Annotated in this window: 19 protein-coding genes; 10 read left to right on the forward strand and 9 right to left on the reverse strand. The window is 66.3% G+C overall.

Annotation, left to right across the window (positions count from 1 at the left end; translation table 11 throughout):
- Positions 1-22 precede the first annotated feature (22 nt).
- Together E1263_RS15150 and E1263_RS15155 are read right to left on the reverse strand one after the other, a co-directional pair.
- A complete protein-coding gene (locus E1263_RS15150) occupies positions 23-340 on the reverse strand; it encodes a helix-turn-helix domain-containing protein (protein WP_132167940.1) in 318 nt (105 codons plus the stop codon).
- Positions 337-711, reverse strand: coding sequence for a type II toxin-antitoxin system RelE/ParE family toxin (locus tag E1263_RS15155; RefSeq protein ID WP_132167941.1), 375 nt, complete (start codon positions 709-711; stop codon positions 337-339). The genes E1263_RS15150 and E1263_RS15155 overlap by 4 nt, the downstream gene beginning before the upstream one ends.
- A 178-nt stretch (positions 712-889) precedes the next feature.
- On the opposite strand from E1263_RS15155, the gene E1263_RS15160 reads away from it, so the two are divergent.
- Positions 890-1,357 carry an HIT family protein gene (locus tag E1263_RS15160; RefSeq protein ID WP_132167942.1) on the forward strand — a complete coding sequence of 156 codons (468 nt, stop codon included), beginning with the start codon at positions 890-892 and terminating at the stop codon, positions 1,355-1,357.
- Between the two features lie 42 nt (positions 1,358-1,399).
- Positions 1,400-1,696, forward strand: coding sequence for a chorismate mutase (locus E1263_RS15165; protein ID WP_238161256.1), 297 nt, complete (start codon positions 1,400-1,402; stop codon positions 1,694-1,696).
- 9 nt (positions 1,697-1,705) lie between these two features.
- On the opposite strand, the gene E1263_RS15170 is transcribed toward E1263_RS15165, so the two are convergent.
- The 4 genes from E1263_RS15170 to E1263_RS15185 all read right to left on the reverse strand — a co-directional run bounded on the left by E1263_RS15170 (position 1,706) and on the right by E1263_RS15185 (position 4,592).
- On the reverse strand, positions 1,706-2,563 hold the full coding sequence (locus E1263_RS15170; RefSeq protein ID WP_132167944.1) for an aminoglycoside phosphotransferase family protein: 858 nt from the start codon (positions 2,561-2,563) through the stop codon (positions 1,706-1,708).
- A complete protein-coding gene (locus E1263_RS15175) occupies positions 2,550-3,116 on the reverse strand; it encodes a P-loop NTPase family protein (RefSeq protein WP_132167945.1) in 567 nt (188 codons plus the stop codon). Before E1263_RS15175 ends, E1263_RS15170 begins: the two co-directional genes overlap by 14 nt.
- A 335-nt stretch (positions 3,117-3,451) precedes the next feature.
- Positions 3,452-3,724 (reverse strand): DUF3017 domain-containing protein, encoded by a 273-nt coding sequence (locus E1263_RS15180; RefSeq protein ID WP_132167975.1) that lies wholly within the window; start codon positions 3,722-3,724, stop codon positions 3,452-3,454.
- Positions 3,725-3,731: 7 nt separating this feature from the next.
- On the reverse strand, positions 3,732-4,592 hold the full coding sequence (locus E1263_RS15185) for a bifunctional methylenetetrahydrofolate dehydrogenase/methenyltetrahydrofolate cyclohydrolase (RefSeq protein WP_132167946.1): 861 nt from the start codon (positions 4,590-4,592) through the stop codon (positions 3,732-3,734).
- Between the two features lie 129 nt (positions 4,593-4,721).
- Between E1263_RS15185 and E1263_RS15190 the strand changes: the two genes are divergently transcribed.
- A complete protein-coding gene (locus tag E1263_RS15190) occupies positions 4,722-5,273 on the forward strand; it encodes an RICIN domain-containing protein (RefSeq protein WP_132167947.1) in 552 nt (183 codons plus the stop codon).
- 1 nt (position 5,274) lies between these two features.
- Here the strand turns inward: E1263_RS15190 and E1263_RS15195 are convergent, their stop codons facing one another.
- Positions 5,275-6,834: an ATP-binding cassette domain-containing protein gene (locus E1263_RS15195; protein ID WP_132167948.1), complete on the reverse strand. Its 1,560-nt coding sequence runs from the start codon at positions 6,832-6,834 to the stop codon at positions 5,275-5,277.
- A 248-nt stretch (positions 6,835-7,082) separates the two neighbouring features.
- Here E1263_RS15195 and E1263_RS15200 point away from each other — a divergent pair, with 248 nt between their 5' ends.
- Both E1263_RS15200 and E1263_RS15205 read left to right on the forward strand, forming a co-directional pair.
- Positions 7,083-8,069 carry a pirin family protein gene (locus E1263_RS15200; protein ID WP_132167949.1) on the forward strand — a complete coding sequence of 329 codons (987 nt, stop codon included), beginning with the start codon at positions 7,083-7,085 and terminating at the stop codon, positions 8,067-8,069.
- 14 nt (positions 8,070-8,083) lie between these two features.
- On the forward strand, positions 8,084-8,665 hold the full coding sequence (locus E1263_RS15205) for a hypothetical protein (protein WP_132167950.1): 582 nt from the start codon (positions 8,084-8,086) through the stop codon (positions 8,663-8,665).
- Here the strand turns inward: E1263_RS15205 and E1263_RS15210 are convergent.
- Together E1263_RS15210 and E1263_RS15215 are read right to left on the reverse strand one after the other, a co-directional pair.
- Positions 8,662-9,309 carry a phosphotransferase gene (locus E1263_RS15210; protein ID WP_132167951.1) on the reverse strand — a complete coding sequence of 216 codons (648 nt, stop codon included), beginning with the start codon at positions 9,307-9,309 and terminating at the stop codon, positions 8,662-8,664. The genes E1263_RS15205 and E1263_RS15210 overlap by 4 nt on opposite strands.
- Positions 9,310-10,557 carry a glycoside hydrolase family 18 protein gene (locus E1263_RS15215; protein ID WP_238161257.1) on the reverse strand — a complete coding sequence of 416 codons (1,248 nt, stop codon included), beginning with the start codon at positions 10,555-10,557 and terminating at the stop codon, positions 9,310-9,312.
- 170 nt (positions 10,558-10,727) lie between these two features.
- Here E1263_RS15215 and E1263_RS15220 point away from each other — a divergent pair, with 170 nt between their 5' ends.
- From E1263_RS15220 to E1263_RS15240, 5 genes are all read left to right on the forward strand, one after another.
- Positions 10,728-11,972: a zinc ribbon domain-containing protein gene (locus tag E1263_RS15220; RefSeq protein ID WP_132167953.1), complete on the forward strand. Its 1,245-nt coding sequence runs from the start codon at positions 10,728-10,730 to the stop codon at positions 11,970-11,972.
- 69 nt (positions 11,973-12,041) lie between these two features.
- Positions 12,042-12,752 carry a transporter substrate-binding domain-containing protein gene (locus tag E1263_RS15225; RefSeq protein WP_132167954.1) on the forward strand — a complete coding sequence of 237 codons (711 nt, stop codon included), beginning with the start codon at positions 12,042-12,044 and terminating at the stop codon, positions 12,750-12,752.
- A gap of 188 nt (positions 12,753-12,940) precedes the next feature.
- Positions 12,941-16,171, forward strand: a complete 3,231-nt coding sequence (locus tag E1263_RS15230; RefSeq protein WP_238161258.1) for a S8 family serine peptidase — start codon at positions 12,941-12,943, stop codon at positions 16,169-16,171.
- A 244-nt stretch (positions 16,172-16,415) separates the two neighbouring features.
- A complete protein-coding gene (locus E1263_RS15235) occupies positions 16,416-19,553 on the forward strand; it encodes a S8 family serine peptidase (RefSeq protein ID WP_238161259.1) in 3,138 nt (1,045 codons plus the stop codon).
- A 158-nt stretch (positions 19,554-19,711) separates the two neighbouring features.
- Entirely contained in the window at positions 19,712-23,059 is a 3,348-nt protein-coding gene (locus E1263_RS15240; protein WP_132167957.1) for a S8 family serine peptidase, read from the forward strand.
- Positions 23,060-23,093 lie beyond the last annotated feature (34 nt).

Genomic DNA, 23,093 nt, shown 5'->3' on the forward strand with positions numbered 1-23,093 from the left:
CCCGCGCACGCTGGAGCGCGACTCAGCTAAGAACGAGGCGTTCGTCGCCGAAACTGGCAACAACCTCAAGCCGGCCACCGAGCGCTTCGACATACTTGCGGATGGTGCTGAGCTCGGAGCGCGCCAGCTCACCACGCTCGATCTTGGAGACCGCGGTCTGCGTGATGTGCAGCCGCTCGGCCAGATCCGTCTGTGTCAGCCCATGCTCCTGCCGCACCTCGGCCAGCCGGTAAGCCCGGACCTCGGCCAGCGCCTCTTCCTTGTAGGCCTCGTGCCGGGCTTTGTCCTCCGGGGTCTTGATGAACTTCGCCAGCTCTTCTTCGTGCGTGTGGTACTTCATCCTTGTTTTCTCCGCCCGTTCATAGGTCCTGGCTGTTTCTTCAGTTCAATCAGCCACTCGGCGTACAACTCGTCGGCGATCGGGATGTTCGTGCGGTACCAGGCCTCCCACTGTCCGGCCTTGTCGCCTCCGATCAGCAGGACGGCCCGGCGTACCGGATCGAAGACGAACAGAACTCTGATCGTGCCACTGCGCAACTCCTTCATATTCGGGTGACACGACGACTTGATCGTCTCCACCACAGGTCTGCCCAGTCCCGGTCCCAGGTCTGCGATCAGGCTGACCCGGGCGCGGAGCCGGTCGCGGTCGGTTGCGGACAGTTCGTCCAACCACTTGGTGTAGGTCTCGGTGTAGGCGACCGTGTACGTCATTAAACCAGATTAGAACCCAGGAGTTCTAGAACCCAAAAGTGCTAATCGCGTCAAGATCTCCCAGCGTGGGTGGCGGTCAACTCAAGAAACCCCGTTGGCCGGACCCGTCGCCGCAACCGCGTGGCCCAAGATGACAACCTCGACCAACTCGTCACTCCCATACCTGGAAGGAATCACCGTGGACGTTGAAGGCTGTCTAGGTTGCGATGTCGTCTCCGGTCGTCTGCAAGCGCCGGGCGGAGTGCTCCACCAAACGCCGTCCTGGATCGTCAACCACGTGGTCGGTTCGATGAACCTGGGAACGCTGGTCCTCAGTCCCCGAGACCACGTGGTTGCCGTTGCAGACTTGACGATCGAGGCCGCCGACGAGCTCGGCCCACTACTTCGCCGTACGGCGCAAGTCGTCGAATCGATCCTGGATCCGGAGCAGACCTACGTCAGCTCATGGGCGCACGGCGAATACGGCCGTAAGCACCTACATATCGTCGTACAGCCGATCACCAGCGCGACAGTCGCGGCGTACGACGGAGCTTTGTCGGAGCAACTGCAAGCAAAGATGCTGTTGTCAGGCAACGAATCAGGTCAAGCCGACGTCGAGCAGTTCTGCGCGCAGGCAGCTGAACGCTTCAGCAACCTGAACCAGTAGCGCGGATGTGACCGGTGGAGCCCAATGCGCGAGAGTAGAGCCGTGACCGACCTTGACGCCTCCACCGAACTCGCCCGCCTGCGCGGCACGATCGACAACATCGACGCCGCCCTCGTGCACCTGCTCGCCGAGCGCTTCAAGTGCACCCAGCAGGTGGGCGAGCTCAAAGCCCGCAGCAGCCTGCCTCCGGCCGACAAGTCCCGCGAGGAACGCCAGATCACCCGCCTCCGGGCCCTGGCCGCCGACGCCGGCCTGGACCCGGTCTTCGCCGAGAAGTTCCTCAACTTCATCATCGCCGAGGTCATCCAGCACCACGAACGCATCGCCGAAGGCAAGTAAGGGGTCGCTTTACCAGACGACCTCGTCGAGCGCCGGCCACGGCGGTCCCTCGCGCAGAACGCGAAGGAACGCCACTCCCGATTCTCTGCCGCTCGGGTGCTGGTCGTTGAGGCTCCAGCGATGCGCCGCGATGATCGCCAGTACGACGCCTCTGCATTCGTTGACGAGATCTTGGTCGGCGTCGGGGTAGTGCCGGCTGACTTCGTTGGGCACCCAAGCCAGGTCGTACTCGACTGGCCCGCGGGCGGTGTTTTCGAAGTCGATGAAGAGCGGCCCGTTCTTCGTGGTCAGGATGTTGAACGGGTGCGGCTCGCCATGCAGCACCTGTACGGCGCCGCGCCGGCTGACGATTGATCGCCCCAGATCGTGCAGCGTATTGGCGAGCAACGCTCGGTCCGCATCCGCGAGATCGGGGGTGACGTCATGGCTGGCAACATCGCGTTGAATATCAGCCACTCGATCCATGAAGTGTGGTGCCGTAACCTCGATCCGCCGCAGGCCTGCATGCAGACGTGCAAGCGCCTGCGCATACTCGGCCGCCGAAAGCGTTCGAGACTCCACCGGCTCGAAGTAGGCCCACAGAGCGATCTTGAAGCCGTCACGCACGAAGACGCGTGGTTCGACCCGCGACTCGAGCGGGGCAACCGGGCTGTCCGTCTGCGCTAGCAGTCTGACGAGTTCAACTTCTTGCTCTGCGCTCGCGAAATGCGTCAAGGGCGTGACCCGGGCGACTGTGTCGCACGGCGTCAGGCGGATGACGAGTCGGTTGGAGTCGCTGAGAACGATCGCGTCATCGACGGCCAAGCCGAGCTCCGAGGCGGTCGACATCGCCGCGGCCACCGCACGCCGTACCTCAGATGCTTCCATCGTCGCGTCCGTCTCCCTCGATACCGACTGACCCGTCGAGGAATTCCCCGATTGCCCGTTGGGACTTGAGCACATGCAGGGTCGCGTGTTGCCCGTGCCGGGCGATGATCGCTTGCTCGCGTTCGAGTTCCTCCCGTCGGCCCCGCCAGATGAGCGGGATGAGCCGCCATTCATCGCGCAACCGTTGCCAGGGTGTGTACTCACATCCTTCAGGCAGCGTGTCTGGCATTCGGCAGCCGCGCAGCAACGCGCGTCCCGCGCATCGCCACCACGGCGTGGCCAGGACCACCACGGTGTCGGCACGTTCGAGCCGAAGGTCGAGCGTCTCGGTGTAGTTGCCATCGGCAATCCATGCGTCGTTGGCAAGGAGGTCGTGTTGTTTCTCGCGCCACTCGGCCTCCGACGGTTCGGTCCAGCCCGCCTTCCAGAAGTGGAGGTCCAGATGAATGAGCGGCAGCCCGGACTTGACCGCAAGTGCCCGGGAGAACGTGGATTTCCCGGCGCCGGCCAGCCCGGTGACGACGATGCGGCGTTGCTTTTCGTGGGGGTTCATAACACCTTCGCAGGATCGCAGCGGTGCCAGACCCGACGACCTGTCGGCTGTCTGCGCCGTGGTGTCGAAGCTGGCAAATGACCTTCTGCGACACGGCAGGATCAAGGATGCCGTGGCGAAGCGCCCGGCAGCATCGCACTGCTGCGTACCTCCGCAGCACGCGACGACACGTCTGTACCTACCGTGTCAGCGCGTGCCCGGCCGACCGGGCAGGTCGCGATGCACCCGACCCCAGACGCCATCCGCCATGAGAAGCCTCTCCAACGAAATTCAAGGAACAGGCCCGCAAATGCCGACCGTCCATCCAGACCGACTCTAACCGATCGTTCGGACGCTCAGTTCGGGACGATGAGGCCGAGGGTTGCGATGGCTACGGCGGCCAGGAACAGGAACATCGTGTCGAACATGCGGCCTCGGACGCGGAGCAGGCCGACGGCATGGTCGGTAAGCGTGGCTCGCAGCAACGCCGCGACCCCCGGGGCGGCGGCGAAGATGAGGATGCCGTTGCGCCAGTTGTAGAAGGTGAGGATGACCAGGCCGGCGGCGCCTACCAGGAGGGCGAGGGCCAGGGGCCATTCGGTGGTACGGCGCTGCGCCTCGCCGGCCATCAGCACGTCACGCTCGCTTCGGGGCGGTCTCGGCGGCTTCGACGACGTTGGTGAGGAGCATGGCGCGGGTCATCGGGCCGATGCCGCCGGGCATGGGGGCGATCCAGGCGGCGGCTTCGCGGGCCTCGGGGGCGATGTCGCCGACGATCTTGCCTTCGGCGGAGCGGCTGGTGCCGACGTCGAGGAGGACGGCGCCGGGCTTGACCATGTCGGCGGTGATGAGGCCGGCCGAGCCGGCGGCGGCGATGACGATGTCGGCGGTGCGGACGACGGCGGCCAGGTCGGTGGTGCCGGTGTGGCACTGGGTGACGGTGGCGTTCTCGGAGCGACGGGTGAAGAGCAGGCCCATCGGGCGGCCGGCGGTGACGCCGCGGCCGACGACGACCACGTGCGCGCCCGCGATCGGTACGTCGTACCGGCGGAGCAGTTCGACGCAGCCCTTGGGGGTGCAGGGGAGCGGGCCGTCTTGGCCGAGGACGAGCTTGCCGAGGCTGACCGGGTGCAGGCCGTCGGCGTCCTTGTCCGGGTCGATCAGGCCGAGCATGGTGTTGGTGTCGACGTGTTTCGGCAGCGGGAGCTGAACGATGAAGCCGGTACAGGCCGGGTCCTCGTTCAGCTTCTTGATCTCGGCCGCGATCTCGTCCTGGGTGGCCGTCGCCGGCAGTTCCACCTGGATCGACGCGATGCCGACGGCCGCGCAGTCGCGGTGCTTGCCTGCCACGTACGCGTGGCTGCCCGGGTCGTCGCCCACCAGGATCGTCCCGAGTCCGGGAACCACACCCTGCTCCGCCAGCTTCGCGACCCGGACCTTGAGCTCGTCCTTGATCGCTGCCGCCGTTGCCTTGCCATCCAGAATCTGCGCGGTCACGAGGCAAGAGTCTGCCATGTCGTGATCGGCGGGCCTTCGAGCCTGGTCGAAACGGTGGTTCGGCGGCCTCCTGATATCTACGGTTATAGGGAAAGAACTTCGAAATGCCGAAGATGAAGGAGAATCTCGATGCGCATCAAGGCGAGACTCGGTATGGCGGTCGCGGTCGGCCTGGCGGCGATGGCCGGGCCGGTGGTCGCGTCCGCCGCCGCCGCACCGGCCAAGCCGGCGCCAGTGGTCGGCAAGGCGACCCTGATCCCGGGGCAGGCGGTGGTGAAGCCGACGCAGAAGGCGGTCGCTGCCGATTGGGGCTACATCCGGAACGAGGCCTCCAGCCGTTGCCTGGAGGAGCGGCCCGGCCGGGTGATCGCCACCGGCGGAACCCCGTGCCGCTTCGACAACGATCAGGCCTGGCAGTGGCAGTACATGGGCGATGTTGGCGGATTCGCTACCTGGCAGCTCGTGAACAGGTCGACGAACAACTGTCTCGACGGCGCCAACGGCGGGGTGTACAGCGGCCCCTGCAACGGTGGGATCTATCAGGGCTGGATCCGGTACACGAATGGCGCGATCCAGCACCTCGGATCCGACGGCACCGTGCTCCTGGACAGCAGTGCCGCTGACCAGGGGTGGGTCAAGCTGCGCCAGGACTACGGCGCAGCCTCCCAACGCTGGTACTGAGCTAGAGCCGCAACTCCGGCCAGTCGGACAGATCCCGCAGCAGTTGCCGGTCGTGCGTTGCTACGACAACCGCGGCCGGCGTGATCTGCAACGCCGAGGTGAGCTCATCGACCAGGGCGATCGACAGGTGGTTGGTCGGCTCATCCAGCAGTACGACGTGAGGTCGCGCCGCCAGCAGGATCGCGAGATCCAGTCGGCGCTGCTGCCCCACCGACAACTCACGGACAGGCCGGGATGCCTCCCGTGAGCCGAGTAACCCGAGCTCGCTAAGAGAAATCTCCGATGAGTCGACAGCGGCGTCGTACGCCTCATGAGCGCGCAGTGCAGACGGCTCCGGTGACTCCTGCCGAAGATGCCCGATCCGAACCGAACTGCCCGAGCAGCCAGCCAGCACCGACAACAGCGTGGACTTGCCCGCACCATTCGCGCCGGTCACGAGCAGTCGATCACCGGACTGCAAAACAATCGGAGCGTACGGCGCGAGTCGCCCCGGAACCCCAGCGCCCGGAGCGTCCACCAATCGAGCCCCCGGTCGCGAGCCCAGCAAGGGCATCCGGAACTGCGTCGGCGGTCGGGGGGTGTCGATGACATGTGCCTCGAGATCCTCCTGCCGCCGACGCACCGCCCGAACCACTCCCGGCGCGCGCGTCGCCCGAGTGTGCCCGCCGGTCCCCTTGGGCGGTCGCCATCCGGTCGACAACCGGTTCTGTGCCGTCGACAGATCTTCCGTCAGTCGTTGCCGCTCAGCGAGCTGCTCGCGATATTCCTCCTCCCATCGGGAGCGCTCAGCCGACCGCCCCTCGAGATACCCGCGATATCCACCGCCGTACAGCCGCGGTAATCCATCTCGAGTCGGATCCAGATCAAGCACCGCGGTCGCAACCTCCGACAGCAGCGCCCGATCATGGCTCACCAGTACGACGCCGCCCGGATATGCCCGCAATTCCGCAGTCAGGTAAGCAAGTCCGCCTGCATCCAGGTGGTTCGTCGGCTCATCAAGCAACAGCAACTCATGCCCGGCCCCCAGCAAACAGGCCAGCCGGATTCGATAGCGCTGCCCAACCGACAACGTCGACAGCACGCGGCTCCGATCATCAACCGCACTCAACGCGGCAAGTGCGATGTCGACCCGCCGATCGGCATCCCAGGCGCCCAACGCCTCGGCAACCGCCAGTGCCTCGGCGTACAAGTCGTCCGCACCAGAAGCCTCGGCGGCCAACGCGGAAGTCGCAGCATCGAACGCAGCCAAAGCACCCCGTACGGCGACCAGTTCGACGTCAATGAGGTCGCCCACGGTCCGGTCGGCGCCGACCGGCATCTCCTGGTCGGCAATCCCGATCCCGCCAGTACGGCGTACCGATCCCGCATCGGGAACGAGTCGTCCGGCCAGGACCTGGAGCAGCGTGGTCTTGCCGCGACCGTTCTCGCCGACAACGCCGAGCCGGTCGCCGGTCGACACGGTCAGCTCGACGCCGTTCAGGACGGGATGACCGCCGCGGGCGATGGTCACGCCGGTCGCGGTCAGGTGTGCTCGGGCGCGGGTGGATAAGGCGATGGACATGCTTCCTCCGAAGCGAACCCGGACAGAGCGCAGGACAGAGCTCTGCCGTGGTTCAAGGTCGTGAGTGGACAGCGGAACGCGAGAACCGCGGCAGGGCCCGATCGGGCGCCGCGGGGTCCGGGCTGTCAGAGGAAGTAGAGATTTTGCATGTCCCCGACGCTAGCAGGACGCCGCGGGAATGTCCTCTGAGTTGTCAGGGTTCAGCTAGATAGTTTATTCTTGAACTATCCAGCCAGGAGGAGACCACCATGCCCGCCGTGACCGTCAGCGACATCACCGTGCTGCCCCGCATCAACCAGCCGGACCCGGCCGTCGCCCGCGAGCGTGCGGTCAAGTCGGTCACCACTGCGCCGAGCGGTTACGAAGGCGAAGGCTTCCCCGTACGGCGTGCCTTCGCGGGCGTGGATCTGAAGGATCTGGACCCGTTCATCCACATGGATCAAATGGGCGAGGTCGAGTACGCGCCGGGTGAGCCCAAGGGCACTCCGTGGCACCCGCACCGCGGTTTCGAGACCGTCACGTACATGCTCGACGGCATCATGGAGCACCAGGATTCCCAGGGTGGCGGTGGTGTCATCTCCAACGGCGACACCCAGTGGATGACCGCAGGCTCAGGCCTCCTGCACATCGAGACTCCGCCGGAGCACCTCGTCACGAGCGGCGGTCTGTTCCACGGCGTGCAGCTGTGGGTCAACCTGCCGAAGGCGCAGAAGTGGGCCGCTCCCCGCTACCAGGACATCCGCGGTGGCGACTCCGCGCTGCTGTCCACACATGACGGTGGCTCACTGATCCGCGTGATCGCCGGTTCGGTCGACGGCCACGAGGGCCCTGGTTCGACGTACAGCCCGATCACTTTGGTGCACGCGACGATCAGCCCGGGCGCCGAGCTCGTGCTGCCGTGGCAGCCGGACTACAACGCGCTCGTCTACGTCCTCGCCGGTCAGGGCACGGTCGGCGCCGAGCGGCGTCCGTTCCGCAAGGGCCAGCTCGCCGTCTTCGGTCCCGGCGACACCATCCGTACGGCGGCAGCGCAGTCCCAGCCGCAGGCGGAGCCGAACCTCGACGTACTGGTGATCGGCGGCCGTCCGATCCGCGAGCCGATCGCGATGGCCGGGCCGTTCGTGATGAACACCCGCGCCGAGGTGGTCCAGGCGTTCGAGGACTTCCAGGCCGGCAAACTCGGCTCGATCCCGGCCGTCCACGGTCTCGGCACGGAGCTCCACCAGTCCAACTGACGTAACCTACGGCGGTGAAGGTCGTCGCCGAGCGTCTCCTGCTAGCGGTTGCTGCGCTGGTGATGCTCGGCTTCGGCTACATCAACGCGGGGCTGAACACCTACCTGCCGACCGTGACCAGCGATCAGGATGTGTGGGCCGGTCAAGCGAAGGACCTCACCTGGTTCGCGCTGCTCGCGGGCTGGTCGCTGGCGATGATCGTGTGCGTTGGCTTTCCGCGTCGCGCTGGCGGCTCGTTCTGGCGTGCCAAGGGTTCGGAGGCCGGCGCGGTCGTCCAGGGATTGAGCGGTCTGGTCGCCGCCGCGGGTGTGGGGTTGGCGGCGGCCATCCTCTTCAACATCACCCCGTGGGATCTGGGGGAGAGCCCATGCCGGTACGTCGGGAGCTGCTGGCCGAATGAGCCTCAGATGTACTCGCGGATGGTGCCTGGCCTGATCGGAGCGCTGGCCATGTTCGTGATGGCCTGCTTAGTGCTCTGGGTCCCGTGGTGGATCCGCGTGCTGACTCCGGTCGTCCTCTGGGTCGCCGCGGTGATCACGCTGCACGCCATCTGGGTCCCGGTCCTGCTCCCGATCTTCACCGGCCCACCGCGCTAAACGCTTGCCCAGAAGGATTCGGAGTCGTCGAGACCGATGTAGTACGGGATCCGCGGGTCGTCCGGATCGCCGCCGTACTGCTCGACGAAGAAGCGTGCGCCCGGAACCAGCCCGTACTGCGGATTCATCCCGTTCGAGAGGCTCTTGTACATCACGCCGAGATCGGCGTACGGGTCTCCCATGCCGAGCTTGCCGACATCGAGCATGCCGCTGAACTGCAGTGTTACCGGGTCGATGAAGACGTTCGGGGCCGCGTAGTCCCCGTGCGTGACCACCTCGGGCTTGCCGGGGAACGGTGAGCTGAAGGGCGCCTCGGAGAGGGCGTGCAGCTCGCGCAGGCCGGTCGCGATGGCAGCCAGTACGGCGGGGCGGTCGGTCGCCGGCCAGTCGTCGGAGGCGTCGCGGCCGGAGAGCTCCGTGGTCAGCAACCAGTTGTTGCCTCGATCAACGACTTGTGGGCACGGGAACCCGGTGCCGGACAGCCATTCCAGGCGATCGGCCTCGTCGTTCAGGATGATGCCCTGCTTGTAGTACAGGACTTCGTTGCGGCGTTCGAGGCGGACGACCGATGCTTCGGAGTGTCCGCCGAGAACCGGTTCGGCGCTCGAAGCGCCGAACCGGTCCATCAGGTGTTGAAGATCCACTCAGCGAAGATTACGGTGCAACGCTGAAATGAGCTCCCCATTTGCGGTGTCACCGTCGAGCGACCAGATCATCGCGCCACCGAGGTTGCGGTTCGAGATGTACTGCGCCTTGCGCTTCATCTCGGTCGGGTCGTCCCAGGTCCAGAACGTGGTCCCGTCGAACAGCCAGGCGAAGCCGGCCAAGTTGTCGCGATGGACCGTGAAGGACGAGAGCTTCGTCTTCAGGATCCGGTAGTCCTCGTAGCCCGCCTCGTACGTCGCCGGCGCGGGGCCGGTGGCGTTCTGGAACAGGCCGTTGTTCGCGTTCGTGACGCCGGTCCAGCCGCGCGCGTAGAACGGAACCCCCAGCACCAGCTTGCCGCGGGGTGCATGCCGGGCCAGGTAGGCGTCGACCGTTACCTGCGAGCTGAACTCGGCCGCTGTCGGGTCACCCTTCGGCCCGTCGATCGAGGACTGCTGGTTGGTCTGCGGATCCCAGGAGCCGTGGTAGTCGTACCCCTGCAGGGTGCCGAAGGTCAGGTCCTTGAAGATCTTCTTGACTTCGAACCCCCGGTCGACCTGAGCCGGGTCCGCCGGGAGAAATGCCGTCAGGTTGTAGCGGCCCTTGAACGGCCACGACGCTTTGTCGAGCTGCTTGCGGTACTCGTGCACGAGACCGGTGAAGTTCACCTTGTCCTCGGGCCGGATCACGTTGCCCGGGTTGCCTTCGCTGGACGGCCATTCCCAGTCCAGGTCGATCCCGTCGAAGATCCCCTTCGCGGCACCGGCCGGCAGACCCGGAATGTTGCCCTTGATCCACAGATCCGTGCACGACTTCACGTGCGCGGCGCGGGCGGCCGGCAGGGCGGCGTTCGAGAAGTACTTCGAGCCGGTCCAGCCACCGAGCGAGATGCTGATCCGCAGCTTCGGGTACTTCGCCTTCAGCTGCTTGAGCTGGTTCAGGTTGCCCTTCAGTGCCTGGTCCGGCGCATCGGCCGTCCCGTTGACACTCTGCTCGGCGGTGAACCCCCGCTGGTAGTCGGCCCACGGGTCGCTGCTGTAGCAGTTGCCCTGCTCGTCGACGAACCCGAACGCGTAGTTGATATGGGTCAGCCGGGCGGCCGACCCGTTCTTCACCAGGTCATTGACCAGGAAGTTCCGGTCGTACCCACTCCACTGCGTGTAATACCCCACCACACGCTGGCTGCTGCCATGGGCCTCAGCCGGCACAGCGGTCGTTCCGGCCACCAGGACAGCGGCCCCAGCCACCAATAAACCAATACTTCGGCGCTTCATGTAACTCCCTATCGGGCGATCAAGGGACAAGTGCGCCCACAGTAGGACCGCTCCGACGATTTACACAACGTCCCTGCCAAACCCGACCGGCCAGTAGCTGCCATGCCGCGCCAAACGGCTCGATCCTGGCGCATTCTGCAAATATGGCGAGCTTTTCTGCAGAACAAACCTGCCCGCAGTGCCACCGGGCGGTACCGGTGGACGCCCGGTTCGTCGTCTGGTGCCCGGACTGCGGTTGGAACGCCGACCCGGCGCCGGTCGACCACCCCGCCGAACCGGCTTGGCGCCGTGAGCTGGAAGCCGGATCGACGACCAACAAGGCGAAGCGTTCCAAACAAGCGTTCGCTGTCGCGCTACCGGTTCTGCTCGTCCCAGTGCCCGGCCTTCTGGGCGGACTGGCGCTGCTCGCGTTCTACCGCCCGCTCTGGTGGAGCATCCCGTTGGCCGGCGCCGTTTTCACCCTGACCGCGATCTTCCGCCCGCGCGTGCATCGCCTGCCGTACGACGCCCAGTCCGTCTCCCGCGAACAGGCTCCACTTCTGTACGACGTACTCGATCGCCTCGCCAGGGCAGCTAGTACGCCGAAACTCGAGCAGGTCGTGATCACCACCGAGCGCGCGATCGCCATCGACCGGATTGGTTTGCGATACCGTCGCGTGCTCACAATCGGCTTACCTGCCTGGGAATTCCTCGGCCCCCAGGAACGAGTGGCCGCTCTCGCACAGGCCATGTACGACGACAAGCGGACACTGCATGACCGTGTCGTCCGGGCGGCCGACCAGATCCTCGACGACCTCAGTAGCTACCTCGCGGCCGACGACCGCGACCAAGTTCGCTACGACAGCTACAGCACCGGCATGGAGCTGGTCGCGACCGGGAGCAGCGAGGACCAGATCCAGCACTACTACCTGACCAAGTTCGTGAACGCGGTCTTCGGCCCGCCAGTCCGCGGCTACCGTCGACTGCTCACCCGCCTGGACCTGGCCGGCCGACTCCAACGTGTCTACGCCGCCGACCAGCAGGTCGCATCCATCGCCGGTGCCGAAGCGGCGGCTCGCGCGCTCGAACGCGTCCTGCTCGCCGACACCGGATTCCGTGTCCTGGAACGCTCCAAGCACTTCAGTACCGGCCACGATCCGCTCGAACAACTCCGCCGTACGACGGCCGACGTTCCGGAGCACGAGCTCCTGCGGCGCGTCCTGGTCAGCCGCCTGCACAACGCCCGCCTCGACGCAGACCATCCGCCCACCCACCGCCGTACCGAGGCAATCCGCAAGACCCACAGCACTCCAACCGAGATCCTCCGTCCAGCCGAGAGCACGGGCATAGACCGCCAGCTCACCCCAACCGCTCAGGCCGCGATCAAGATCCTGCGCGACCACTCCTGAAGAACCAGCCGACTGCCGGGATCCTGCAGTCGTCGAGCGCACATCCCGTCCGTCGCTAAGGTCGGCGGTATGACGAATCTGCGTGCTGACCTGGTTCCGAGCGGCGTTCTGCGGGCCTCCATCAATCTGGGCAACCCGGTCCTCGCCCAGGGAACGCCTGGCAATCCCAGCGGGGTGACCGTCGATATCGCCCGGGAGCTCGCACAGCGGCTCGACGTACCGGTTGAGCTGGTTTGCTTCGATGCGGCGCGGAAGTCGTTCGAGGCGATGACGACCGGGCAGGCGGACATCTGCTTCCTGGCTGTCGATCCGGCGCGGGCGGGCGAGGTTGCGTTCACGGCGCCGTACGTGGTGATCGAGGGCGTCTTCGCTGTGCCGGTCGACTCCAGGCTCACCACTGTTGAAGAGGTCGACCAGCCCGGCGTACGGATTGGCGTGAAGCAAGGCTCGGCGTACGACCTCTATCTGACGCGCACGCTGCAGCACGCGACCGTGGTCCGCGGCGAGGAGGGCACCGACGTGTTCGGGGCCGAGAAGCTCGAGGTCGCGGCCGGCATCCGGCAGCCGATCACTGCGTACGTCGCCGCGCATCCGGAGGCGCGGTTGATCGAAGAGCGGTTCATGCAGATCCAGCAGGCCGTTGGCACCACCAAGACCCGGCAGCCAGAGACCGTCGCCTACCTGCAGGACCTGGTGGAGGAGCTCAAGGCCTCAGGCTTCATCGCCGACTCCCTGCAGGCCGCCGGTCAGGCCGACGCCACTGTCGCACCTCCGGCCTGAGATGGAATCCCTTTCCTGCAGAACCTTCTGAGGGACGCTTCGCGTCTACCGCGTGTGGCTCGCTGAACCCGTTGCGTACGGCAATCAGCTGGAGCCCTCGTGAGGACAACTGCAGTGGGAAGGGACTCATCGTGCCTGCATCTACCCAAGAGGGGACACCACGATCGAGGTCCGTCGGCGTTGCCGCCGTGGCCTCGATCGTAGCCCTGGGAATCGGCCTGTCCGGCCTGCCGCCGGCATCAGCAGCCCAGTCCGCAACACCACGCACGACAGCTGAACCGGTCGCCGCCAAGGTGACGCTGATAACCGGCGACCGGGTGGCCGTCTCGGGGCAGGCAGTCGCCATCGAGCCCGGCCCGGGCCGGCGCGGAATTGCCTTCCAGACCTACCGCCTGAAAGACCACCTGTACGTCGTTCCGTCCGACATCCGCGCGCAGTTGACCAGCGGCCGGCTGGACCGGCGGCTGTTCGACGTGACCGGCCTGATCACCGCGAAATACGACGACCAGTCGACCACGTCGATCCCCGTGATCGTCACCTACACAGGAACAGCGCAGAAGCGCGCAGCGACGCCGGGTGCGACGGTGACCCGCCAGTTGCCGGTCGTGAACGGCGCGGCCCTGAAGGTCGACAAGGCGAAGGCAAAGACCTTCCTGACCGGAGTCGGTACCGCGCGATCCGCCGCCGGGGTGGCGAAGATCTGGCTCGACGGCAAGCGCGAGCTCACGCTCGACAAGTCGGTCGCGCAGATCGGTGCGCCGATCGCCTGGCAGGCCGGTTTCACCGGCAAGGGGGTCAAGGTCGCCGTACTGGACTCGGGGATCGACGCGAAGCATCCCGACCTCGCCACGCAGGTTGCGGGCGCAAAGAATTTCACCCCCGAGGAGGACGCTGACCTCGTCGGGCACGGCACGCACGTCGCCTCGACGATCGCCGGAACGGGGGCCGCGTCCAACGGTAAGTACAAGGGCGTCGCACCGGACGCCAAGCTCTACGACGGCAAGGTCTGCATGGCCGCCGGTTGCCCCGACTCGGCCATTCTCGCCGGGATGGACTGGGCCGCCAACGTCGTCCAGGCCGATGTCGTCAACCTGAGTCTGGGGGGTATGGACACTCCGGGGATCGATCCGATGGAGGAGGCGGTCAACCGCCTGACCGCGACGACCGGCACGCTGTTTGTGATTGCCTCAGGCAACAGTGGGCCGGGGGACCGGACCGTTGGCTCGCCCGGTAGTGCGGATGCCGCGCTGACGGTCGGAGCTGTGGACAAGCAGGACGAACTGGCGGAGTTCTCCAGCGCCGGTCCGCGCATCGGTGACAATGCGCTCAAGCCTGATGTGACTGCTCCCGGCGTCGACATCATGGCCGCCAAGGCGAACAGTGCGCCCGGTGACCAGTACGTCGCCGAGTCCGGTACGTCGATGGCCACGCCGCACACCGTGGGCGCAGCCGCGATCCTGGCGCAGCAGCATCCGGCGTGGCAGGCCGCTGAGCTCAAGGGCGCATTGATCGCCGCAGCGAAGCCGGCTGCCAATCAGACCGCTTTCCAGCAGGGCGCAGGCCGCATCGATGTGGCCAGGGGCACCAAGCAGGCGTTGATCGTGGACAACCTCTCCTTCGGTACGGCGCTCTACCCGCACGCCGACGACGAGCCCGTCATCAAGCCACTGACGTACCGCAACCTGGGCGACCAGCCCGTCACGCTGAACCTGTCCGCAACCCTGAATGCCCCGGACGGCACCCCGGCCCCGGCCGGATCGTTGGAGCTCAGCGCGAACACGGTCACGATTCCGGCCGGCGGTACGGCGTCGGTCCAGGCGACCTCGAACACCAAGCACGACGGAGCGGATGGCGACTACTCGGGCCGGGTCACCGCGACCAGTGGTGAGGTCTCAGTCGTTGCGGCGATCGGCGTCGTCAAGGAGAAGGAGAGCTACACCCTGACCCTCAAGGGGATCGGTCCGAACGGCGAACCGGCTGGTGTCGCGGGTGAGGCGTACGGCATCGATCTCTATTCGTTCACCACCTTCGACGACAAGTCCGGCGAGGTGCGAATCCGGCTGCCGAAGGGTGAGTACTTGGTCGATACGGCGCAGCACGTGCCGAATCCGGCCGAGCCGGCCAAGAGCTCGCACTACCAGCTCGTCCAGCCGAAGCTCGAGCTGGGCAAGGACACCACCGTCGTGTTCGACGCCAGGACGGCCAAGCCGGTGAAGGTGACGGTGCCGAACACCAACGCTGCGCCGCTGGCAACAGGCGTTGGGTACAACCGGCGGCTGGCCGGCGGCGGGAGTCTGTCGCCGGAGTTCACCGTGTTCGACTTCGGCACCCTCTACACCGCGCAGGTCGGCCCGGACCTGCCGGCGACGGAGCTGACCGGCAACGTCTCGTCGCAATGGGCGCAGCCGACAGCCGATGGCCGGTTCACCAATTCGCCGTACCGCTACGCACAGCTGAACGTGTTCCCGGGTAAGTACCCGACCGGCTTCCAGCGTGATGTCAAGGCAGGAGAGCTGGCCGAGATCAATCAGACGATCAACAAGGCCAGCGACAACCCGATCGAGCACGTCCTGTTCGGCAAGCAGGACGCGGAATACGGCGCGACGGCTCTGGTGCCGTACGACCAGCCTGCGTCGGTGAAGCTGCTGGTGGATGCTGCCCTGGCCACCTGGTCGACCCAGGTCTTCGAGCTGACCCGGGACGACGACATTGTCACCTTGTTCCAGTCGCCGTACCGCAGCTACCAGGCCGGCCGGACTTACCGCGGCCGGCACAATGCCGCGGCGTTCACGCCGGCGCCGCAGTTCGCGTTCCGCAACCAGAACCGGATGGAACTGGCGCTGCACCCCGTGATGGATGCCGATGGCAACAAGGGTGACACCCGGGACGACACCGGGGTGACCAGGCTGCTCAGCGGTGGCAAGGTGCTGGCCGAGACCAACCTGTTCGGCTACGTCGAAGCGGAGAATCTGCCGGCCGGGAAGGCGACGTACACACTGCAGGGTTCGCAGACCCGGCAGTCGTACTCCACCTTCAGCACCCGGACGGACCTGACCTGGACGTTCACGTCCGGGACGACTCCGCAGGAGACGGTGCTGCCGATGGTCGGGTTGCGCTACCAGCCGAAGGTCGACCGGAACAACGTCGCGCGGCGGACGCCGACGACGGTGCTGCCGATCGGCATCGAGGTGCAGAAGGGCGCGACCCTGCCCGGGATCAGAAAGCTGGAGCTTCAGGTCTCCGGTGACGACGGCTTGACCTGGCGCAAGGCCGTGGTCACGGCACGCGGCGCCGGCGCGTACCAGGCGGTCTTCGTCACTCCGAAGGGCGCGAAGACCGTCTCGCTGAAAGCCCACGTGGTCGACAGTGCAGGCAACGTCACTGATCTGACCACGATCGGGGCCTACCCGCTGGGCTGACGGCAGGTACCGGCCACTCCGGGGAACTCGCGTAGCCACTGGGCAGGGTGTGGATATCCGAAATGGGGAGGGACTCATCTTGCCCGCACCAAACAACACTGCCACACCTCGATCGAGGCGCCGGGCCGTTGCCGCCGTCGCCTCGATCGCCGCCCTGGGGATCAGTCTGTCCGGCCTGCCCCAGGCCTCGGCAACACCAACCAAGCCCGTCACCACGCAGGCGGAGCAAACTGCTCTCCGGCGGGTGGTCACCCTGATTTCTGGCGACCGGGTCACCATCTACCTCGGCGGCAAGGCGACCGTCGAGCCTGCCGCCGGCCGGCGCGGGATCGCTTTCAGCAGTTACCGCGTGAAAGACCACCTGTACGTCGTCCCGTCCGACGTCCAGCGGCAGGTGGCAAGCGGCCGGCTGGATCGGCGCTTGTTCGACGTGACCGGCCTGATCGAAGCCAAGTACGACGACGCCTCGACCAAGGCGATCCCACTGATCGTCACCTATGCAGGCAACGCGAAAACCCGAGCCGCGGCACCCGGTGCGACGCTGACCCGCCAGTTGCCGTCCGTCAACGGTGCGGCGCTCAGCATCGACAAGACCAAGGCCGCCACCTTCCTCAGGGGTGCGACCAACGCACGCTCGGCGACCGCGATCGAGAAGATCTGGCTGGACGGCCGGCGGAAGGTGCTGCTGGACCAGTCGGTGCCGCAGATCGGTGCGCCCGAGGCATGGAAGACCGGCTTCACCGGTAAGGGGGTCAAGGTCGCCGTACTGGACACCGGCATCGACGCGACGCACCCGGACCTCGCTCCGCAGGTCGCGGGTGCGAAGAACTTCACCCCCGAGCCGGACGGGGACCAGGTCGGTCACGGCACCCACGTGGCCTCGGCCATCGCCGGTACCGGCGCTGCTTCGGGCGGCAAGTACAAGGGTGTCGCTCCGGACGCCAAGCTGTATGACGGCAAGGTCTGTCAGGTGTTCGGGTGCCTTGAATCGGCCATGCTGGCCGGTATGGAGTGGGCCGCCAACGAGGTCAAGGCGACCGTCGTCAACTTCAGCATCGGCGGCGGGGACACCCCGGAGATCGATCCGCTCGAGGAGGCCGTGAACCGCCTGACCGCGCAGACCGGCACCCTGTTTGTCGTTGCCGCAGGCAACAGTGGACCGGCGGCCGGGACCATCGATTCACCCGGTAGCGCAGACGCAGCGCTGACCGTCGGGGCGGTCGACAAGCAGAACCAGTTGGCCGACTTCTCCAGCATCGGGCCGCGTGTCGGCGGCGGTGTGATCAAGCCGGATGTCACCGCACCTGGTGTCGACATCGTCGCTGCGCGCTCGAAGGACGCCGAGATCGGCGATCCGGTCGGCGACAAGTACCTGAGGCTCTCCGGTACGTCGATGGCGACGCCGCACACCGTCGGTGAAGTCGCGATCCTGGCTCAGCAGCACCCGGACTGGAAGGCGACTGAGCTCAAGGCCGCGATCACGGGTTCGGCCAAGCCCGCGCCCGGACAAACGACGTACCAGCAGGGCGCCGGCCGGATCGATGTCGCCAAGGCGATCAAGCAGACCGTCATCAGCGACCCGGGCAACCTCTCGTTCGGTACGACGGCCTGGCCGCACAACGACGATACGCCGGTCACCAAGACCCTGACCTATCGCAACCTGGGCGACCAGCCCGTCACGCTCAACCTGGCAACGACTCTGAACGACCCAGCCGGTACGGCGGCCCCAGCCGGCGCACTCACGTTGAGCGCGAACACCCTGACGATCCCGGCCGGTGGGTCGGCATCGGTGCAGGCGACCTCGAACACCAAGCACAACGGGCCGGACGGGCTGTACTCGGGCCGCGTCGTCGCCACCGCAGGCGCCGCGTCCATCGGCACGGGGATCGCCGTCGACAAGGAGGTCGAGAGCTACAACCTGAAGGTCCGTACGACCGGTCCCGACGGTCAGCCGACGCAGCCGTTCATCGTCGTCTACGGGTTCGACAACGACTTCTTCGGCTTCTTCGGGTCCGACGAGGACGAGATGACCCTCCGCCTGCCCAAGAGCGGCTATCTGCTTCAGACGTACCTGACCATTCCGGACCCGAGCGATCCGGAGAATCCGAACAAGGGGTCGTTCTACGGGGTCGTGCAGCCGAACCTGCAGCTCACCGCCGACAGCAGTACGGATCTCGACGCCCGAGTGGCCAAGCGGGTCACCGTGACGGTGCCGAAGGCCGGAGCGAAGGTCGCGTCGGGCACGATCGGCTTCGCCCGGACCGGTGCCGCCGGCGTCGGGCAGTCGGATGCGCTGCTGTTCGATTTCGACAATGTGTTCACCGGCCAGATCGGACCGGCGCTGCCGCCCGCCGAGATGACCGGGTTCGTGTCCACCCAGTGGGGTGAGCCGGGGACGGACGAGCGGTACATGTTCACCAACTCGCCGTACCTGTATGCGACGAACGACGAGACCCCGGGGACTTACCCGAACGGCTTCACCCGCCATGTGCAGGACAGGCAGCTCGCCGAGGTGACGCAGCAGGTCAACGCCGCAAGCGATCGTGAGGTCGAGCGGGTCGTGTTCGGTGGGAGTGGCTGGTCGATCGTGATCAACTACAACCAGCCGATCTCGACGAAACTGCTGGCCGATCCCGGTCCGGACAAGTGGTACACCGAGCTCAACGAGGTGGTGCCGGACCCGGATCCGGCCCAGTTCCCGGAGGTGATCACCGGGCTGACCGGTCCGGAGCACACCTACCGGGCCGGGCAGAAATACCGGGAGCGGTTCAACGCGGCCGTCTTCACGCCGGCCCCGGTGTCCGCCGTACGGGCTGGGGACAAGCTGACGCTGCTCGTCGACAGCTTGTCGGACGCAGACGGCAATCGCGGCTTCACCAAGACGGACAGTGAGTCGAGCACGCTGGTGCGCAACGGCAAGGTGGTCGCCGAGTCCCCGAACTTCGGTGACATTGCGGCGACGGAACTGCCGGCCGGCGAGGCGAAGTACACGTTCCGGTCGTCGATGACGCGGCAGACCTACGCGGCGTTCAGTACGAAGACGGAGCTCAGCTGGACGTTCTCGTCAGCGGCGGCCGAGACTTTGCCGCCGATGATCGGGGTGAGTTACCAGCCGAAGGTCAACCGGGACAACGTGGCCGAACGCAAACCCGTGTCCGTGCTGCCGTTCACGGTCGATAGGGGAGCCAAGAAGGTTGAGCTCCAGGTCTCCGGAGACGGCGGTAAGACCTGGCACCGGGCGTCAGTCACGCGGTCCGGCAGTTCGTACCGGGCGTTCTTCGTCACTCCGAAGAACGCCACGACGATCTCGCTGAAAACACACGTTGTCGACGCCGCGGGGAACACGACCGACCTGACGACGATTGGTGCGTACCTACAGTAAACGGTCGGTCACTCTCGTTGCAGCTTCCTGCCAATGCAGGAGGTTCATGCAACCGCCGGGCAGGGTGTGGACATCTAACGGTGAGTGGTCCGTCGGCGCCGCTGTGTGAGGCACGTCGACGGGCCATGTGAGGACAACCAAATCGGGAGGGACTCATCGTGCCCGCACCAAACAACACTGCGACCCCACGATCGAGGCGTATCGGCGTTGCCGCCGTCGCCTCGATCGCTGCCCTGGGAATCGGCCTTTCAGGCCTCAGCCAGGCATCAGCAGCCCAACTCAGACCGACCGGTCTCGAAGCCAAAGCCCAGTCCAAGAAGGCCGAGCAGGCCGCCGTGAAGGTCACCTTGGTGACCGGGGATCGGGTCACCCTGCACGGCAACGGCAAGGCGACCGTCGAGCCCGGCGAAGGCCGGCGCGGGATCGCCTTCAGCTCCTACAAGGTCAAGGACCACCTGTACGTCGTACCGTCCGACGTCCGGCAGCGGCTTGCGAGCGGACGCCTGGACCGGCGCCTGTTCGACGTGACGGGCCTGATCAAGGCGAAGTACGACGACAAGTCGACCAAGTCGATCCCCGTGATCGTCACCTATGCCGGGAACGCGAAGACGCGCTCGGCCGCACCTGGTACGACGGTGACCCGCCAGCTGCCGGTCGTCAACGGTGCGGCGCTGAGCGTCGACAAGAGCAAGGCGGCCGCCTTCCTGACCGGCGCCACCGGTGCCCGGTCGGCGACTGCGATCGAGAAGATCTGGCTGGACGGCAAGCGCGAGCTCTCGCTCGACAAGTCGGTCCCGCAGATCGGTGCCCCGATCGCCTGGCAGGCTGGTTACACCGGTAAGGGCATCAAGGTCGCCGTACTGGATTCGGGCGTTGATGCAACGCATCCTGACCTCGCTCCGCAGGTTGCGGGCGCGAAGAACTTCACCTCCGAGCCGGACGGTGACTTCGTCGGGCACGGTACTCACGTCGCCTCGACCATCGCCGGAACGGGCGCTGCTTCGGGCGGTAAGTACAAGGGTGTTGCCCCGGACGCCAAGCTGTACGACGGCAAGGTCTGCGGGCTGAACGAGTGCACCGAGTCGGGCATCGTGGCCGGCATGGAGTGGGCCGCCAACGAGGTCAAGGCGACCGTCGCGAACATCAGCCTCGGCGGCACCGACACCCCGGAGATCGATCCGCTCGAAGAGGCGGTCAACCGGCTGACGGCAGCCACCGGAACGCTGTTTGTGATTGCCGCAGGCAACGAAGGTCCCGGGGCCGGTTCGGTCGCTTCGCCGGGTAGCGCGGATGCCGCGCTGACCGTCGGTGCCGTCGACAAGCAGGACAAGCTGGCCGACTTCTCCAGCATCGGCCCACGCGTCGGTGACGGCGCGGTCAAGCCGGACGTCACCGCGCCTGGTGTCGACATCGTCGCCGCGCGCTCGAAGGACGGCGTGATCGGCACCCCGGTCGGCGACAAGTACCTGAACCTCTCCGGTACGTCGATGGCCACGCCGCACACCGTTGGCGCGGTCGCGATCCTGGCCCAGGTGCATCCGAACTGGAAGGCTCCCGAGCTCAAGGCCGCGATCACCGGCTCCGCGAAGACGGCCGCCGACCAGTCGACGTTCCAGCAGGGGACCGGCCGGATCGATGTTGCCAAGGCGATCAAGCAGACCGTGGTCAGCGACCCGGGCAACCTCTCGTTCGGGACTGCGGTCTGGCCGCACAACGACGATGCACCGGTCACCAAGACACTGACCTATCGCAACCTGGGCGACCAGCCTGTCACGCTGAACCTGGTGGCGACGCTGACCGATCCAGCCGGTACGGCGGCCCCGGCCGGCTCACTGAAGTTGAGCGCGAACACGCTCACCGTCCCAGCGGGTGGATCAGCTTCGGTTCAGGCGACCTCGGACACCAAGCACAACGGACCGGACGGCGCGTACTCCGGCCGGGTCATCGCCACCGCGGGTAACGCCTCAGTGGTCACCGGCATCGGCGTCGACAAGGAGCTCGAGAGCTACAACCTGACCGTGAAGACGACCGGACCGGATGGCAAGCCGGCGCCGCCGTTCGCCCTGCTCTACGGTCTCGACGAACACCTGTTCACCTTCATCGGTTCGGAGAACGGGAACGAGGTCACTGTGCGGCTGCCCAAGGGTGGCTACAGCCTCGAGTCCAGCCAGTTCGTCCCGGACCCGAACGACCCGGACAAGGGCGGCTTCTACGAGGTCGTGCAGCCGGCGCTGCAGCTCACCAAGGACACCACCACCGACCTCGACGCCCGCCTCGCCAAGCCGGTCAAGGTGACGATCCCGAACACCGAGGCTTCGCTCGCGGTCGGCTCACTCGGTTACCAGCGGACCAGGAACGACGGCCGGGGGTCGCTGAGCTCGTCGGCGCTCCTGTTCGACTTCGACAACGTGAACACGGCGCAGATCGGTCCGGCCGTGGCACCGGACAAGTTGACCGGCTTCGTGGCATCGCAGTGGGCCAAGCGGAACGCCGACAACCGGCTCGACAACTCGCCGTACCTGTACGCCCAGAGCAACGGCACCCCCGGCGTCTTCCCGACCGGGTTGATCCGGAACGTGAAGGCGAAGGACCTCGCCGAGGTCACCCAGCAGATCAACGCCACCAGCGACCGGAAGGTCGAGCGAGTCGTGTTCGGCTCGGTCGGTGGCTGGGCGGTCAACGTCAACTACGACCAGCCGGCGTCGACGAAGCTGCTGGTCGATGCCAAGCCGAACGGCTGGAGCACTGAGTACAGCGAGATCGAGCCGAGCTCGGACCCGGAGTGGCCGTTCCCGGACACCATCACCAGGTTCGGGTCGCCGTTCACGGAGTACTCAGCCGGAAAGAAGTACCACCAGCGGCTCAACGCAGCAGTCTTCAGTGCTGCGCCGGACTACTCGTCCCGGATCGGCAACGAACTGCTGGTGCTCGCCGCGCTGACGGATGCGGACGGCGACCTGGGTGGTTCCCTGGCGGACACGCAGTCGAGCAAGCTGCTGCGTGACGGCAAGGTGATCGCGGAGGAGGCCTTCTTCGGCGGGATCTTCGTCGAGAGCCTGCCGGCCGAGAAGGCGAAGTACACGCTCCAGTCGTCGCTGACCCGGCAGTCGTACTCGGCCTTCAGCACAAAGATCGACCTGAGCTGGACGTTCACCTCGGGAAACACCGCCAATGAGGAGTTCCTGCCGTTGATCGGAGTCAGCTACCAACCGAAGGTCGACCAGCACAACGTGGCCGACCGCAAGCCGGTCACCGTGCTGCCGTTCAAGCTGGCTGCCCAGGCGAACAAGGCGCTGCCGGCGGTCAAGAAGGTCGAACTGCAGGTCTCCGGCGACGACGGCAAGACCTGGCACAAGGCCGCGGTCGTCCCGGCCGGTCACGGGTCCTACAAGGCGATCTTCGCCACCCCGAAGGGTGCCAAGACGATCTCCCTGAAGGCCCACGTAGTAGATGCCCAGGGCAACGTTGCCGATCAGACCACGATCGGTGCCTATCCGTTGCGTTAGGAAATTGAGACGAACCTTGGCCGGTATCGCGTCG

Origin of the sequence: Kribbella antibiotica (genome assembly GCF_004349055.1) — a bacterium.
Lineage (GTDB): Bacteria > Actinomycetota > Actinomycetes > Propionibacteriales > Kribbellaceae > Kribbella > Kribbella antibiotica.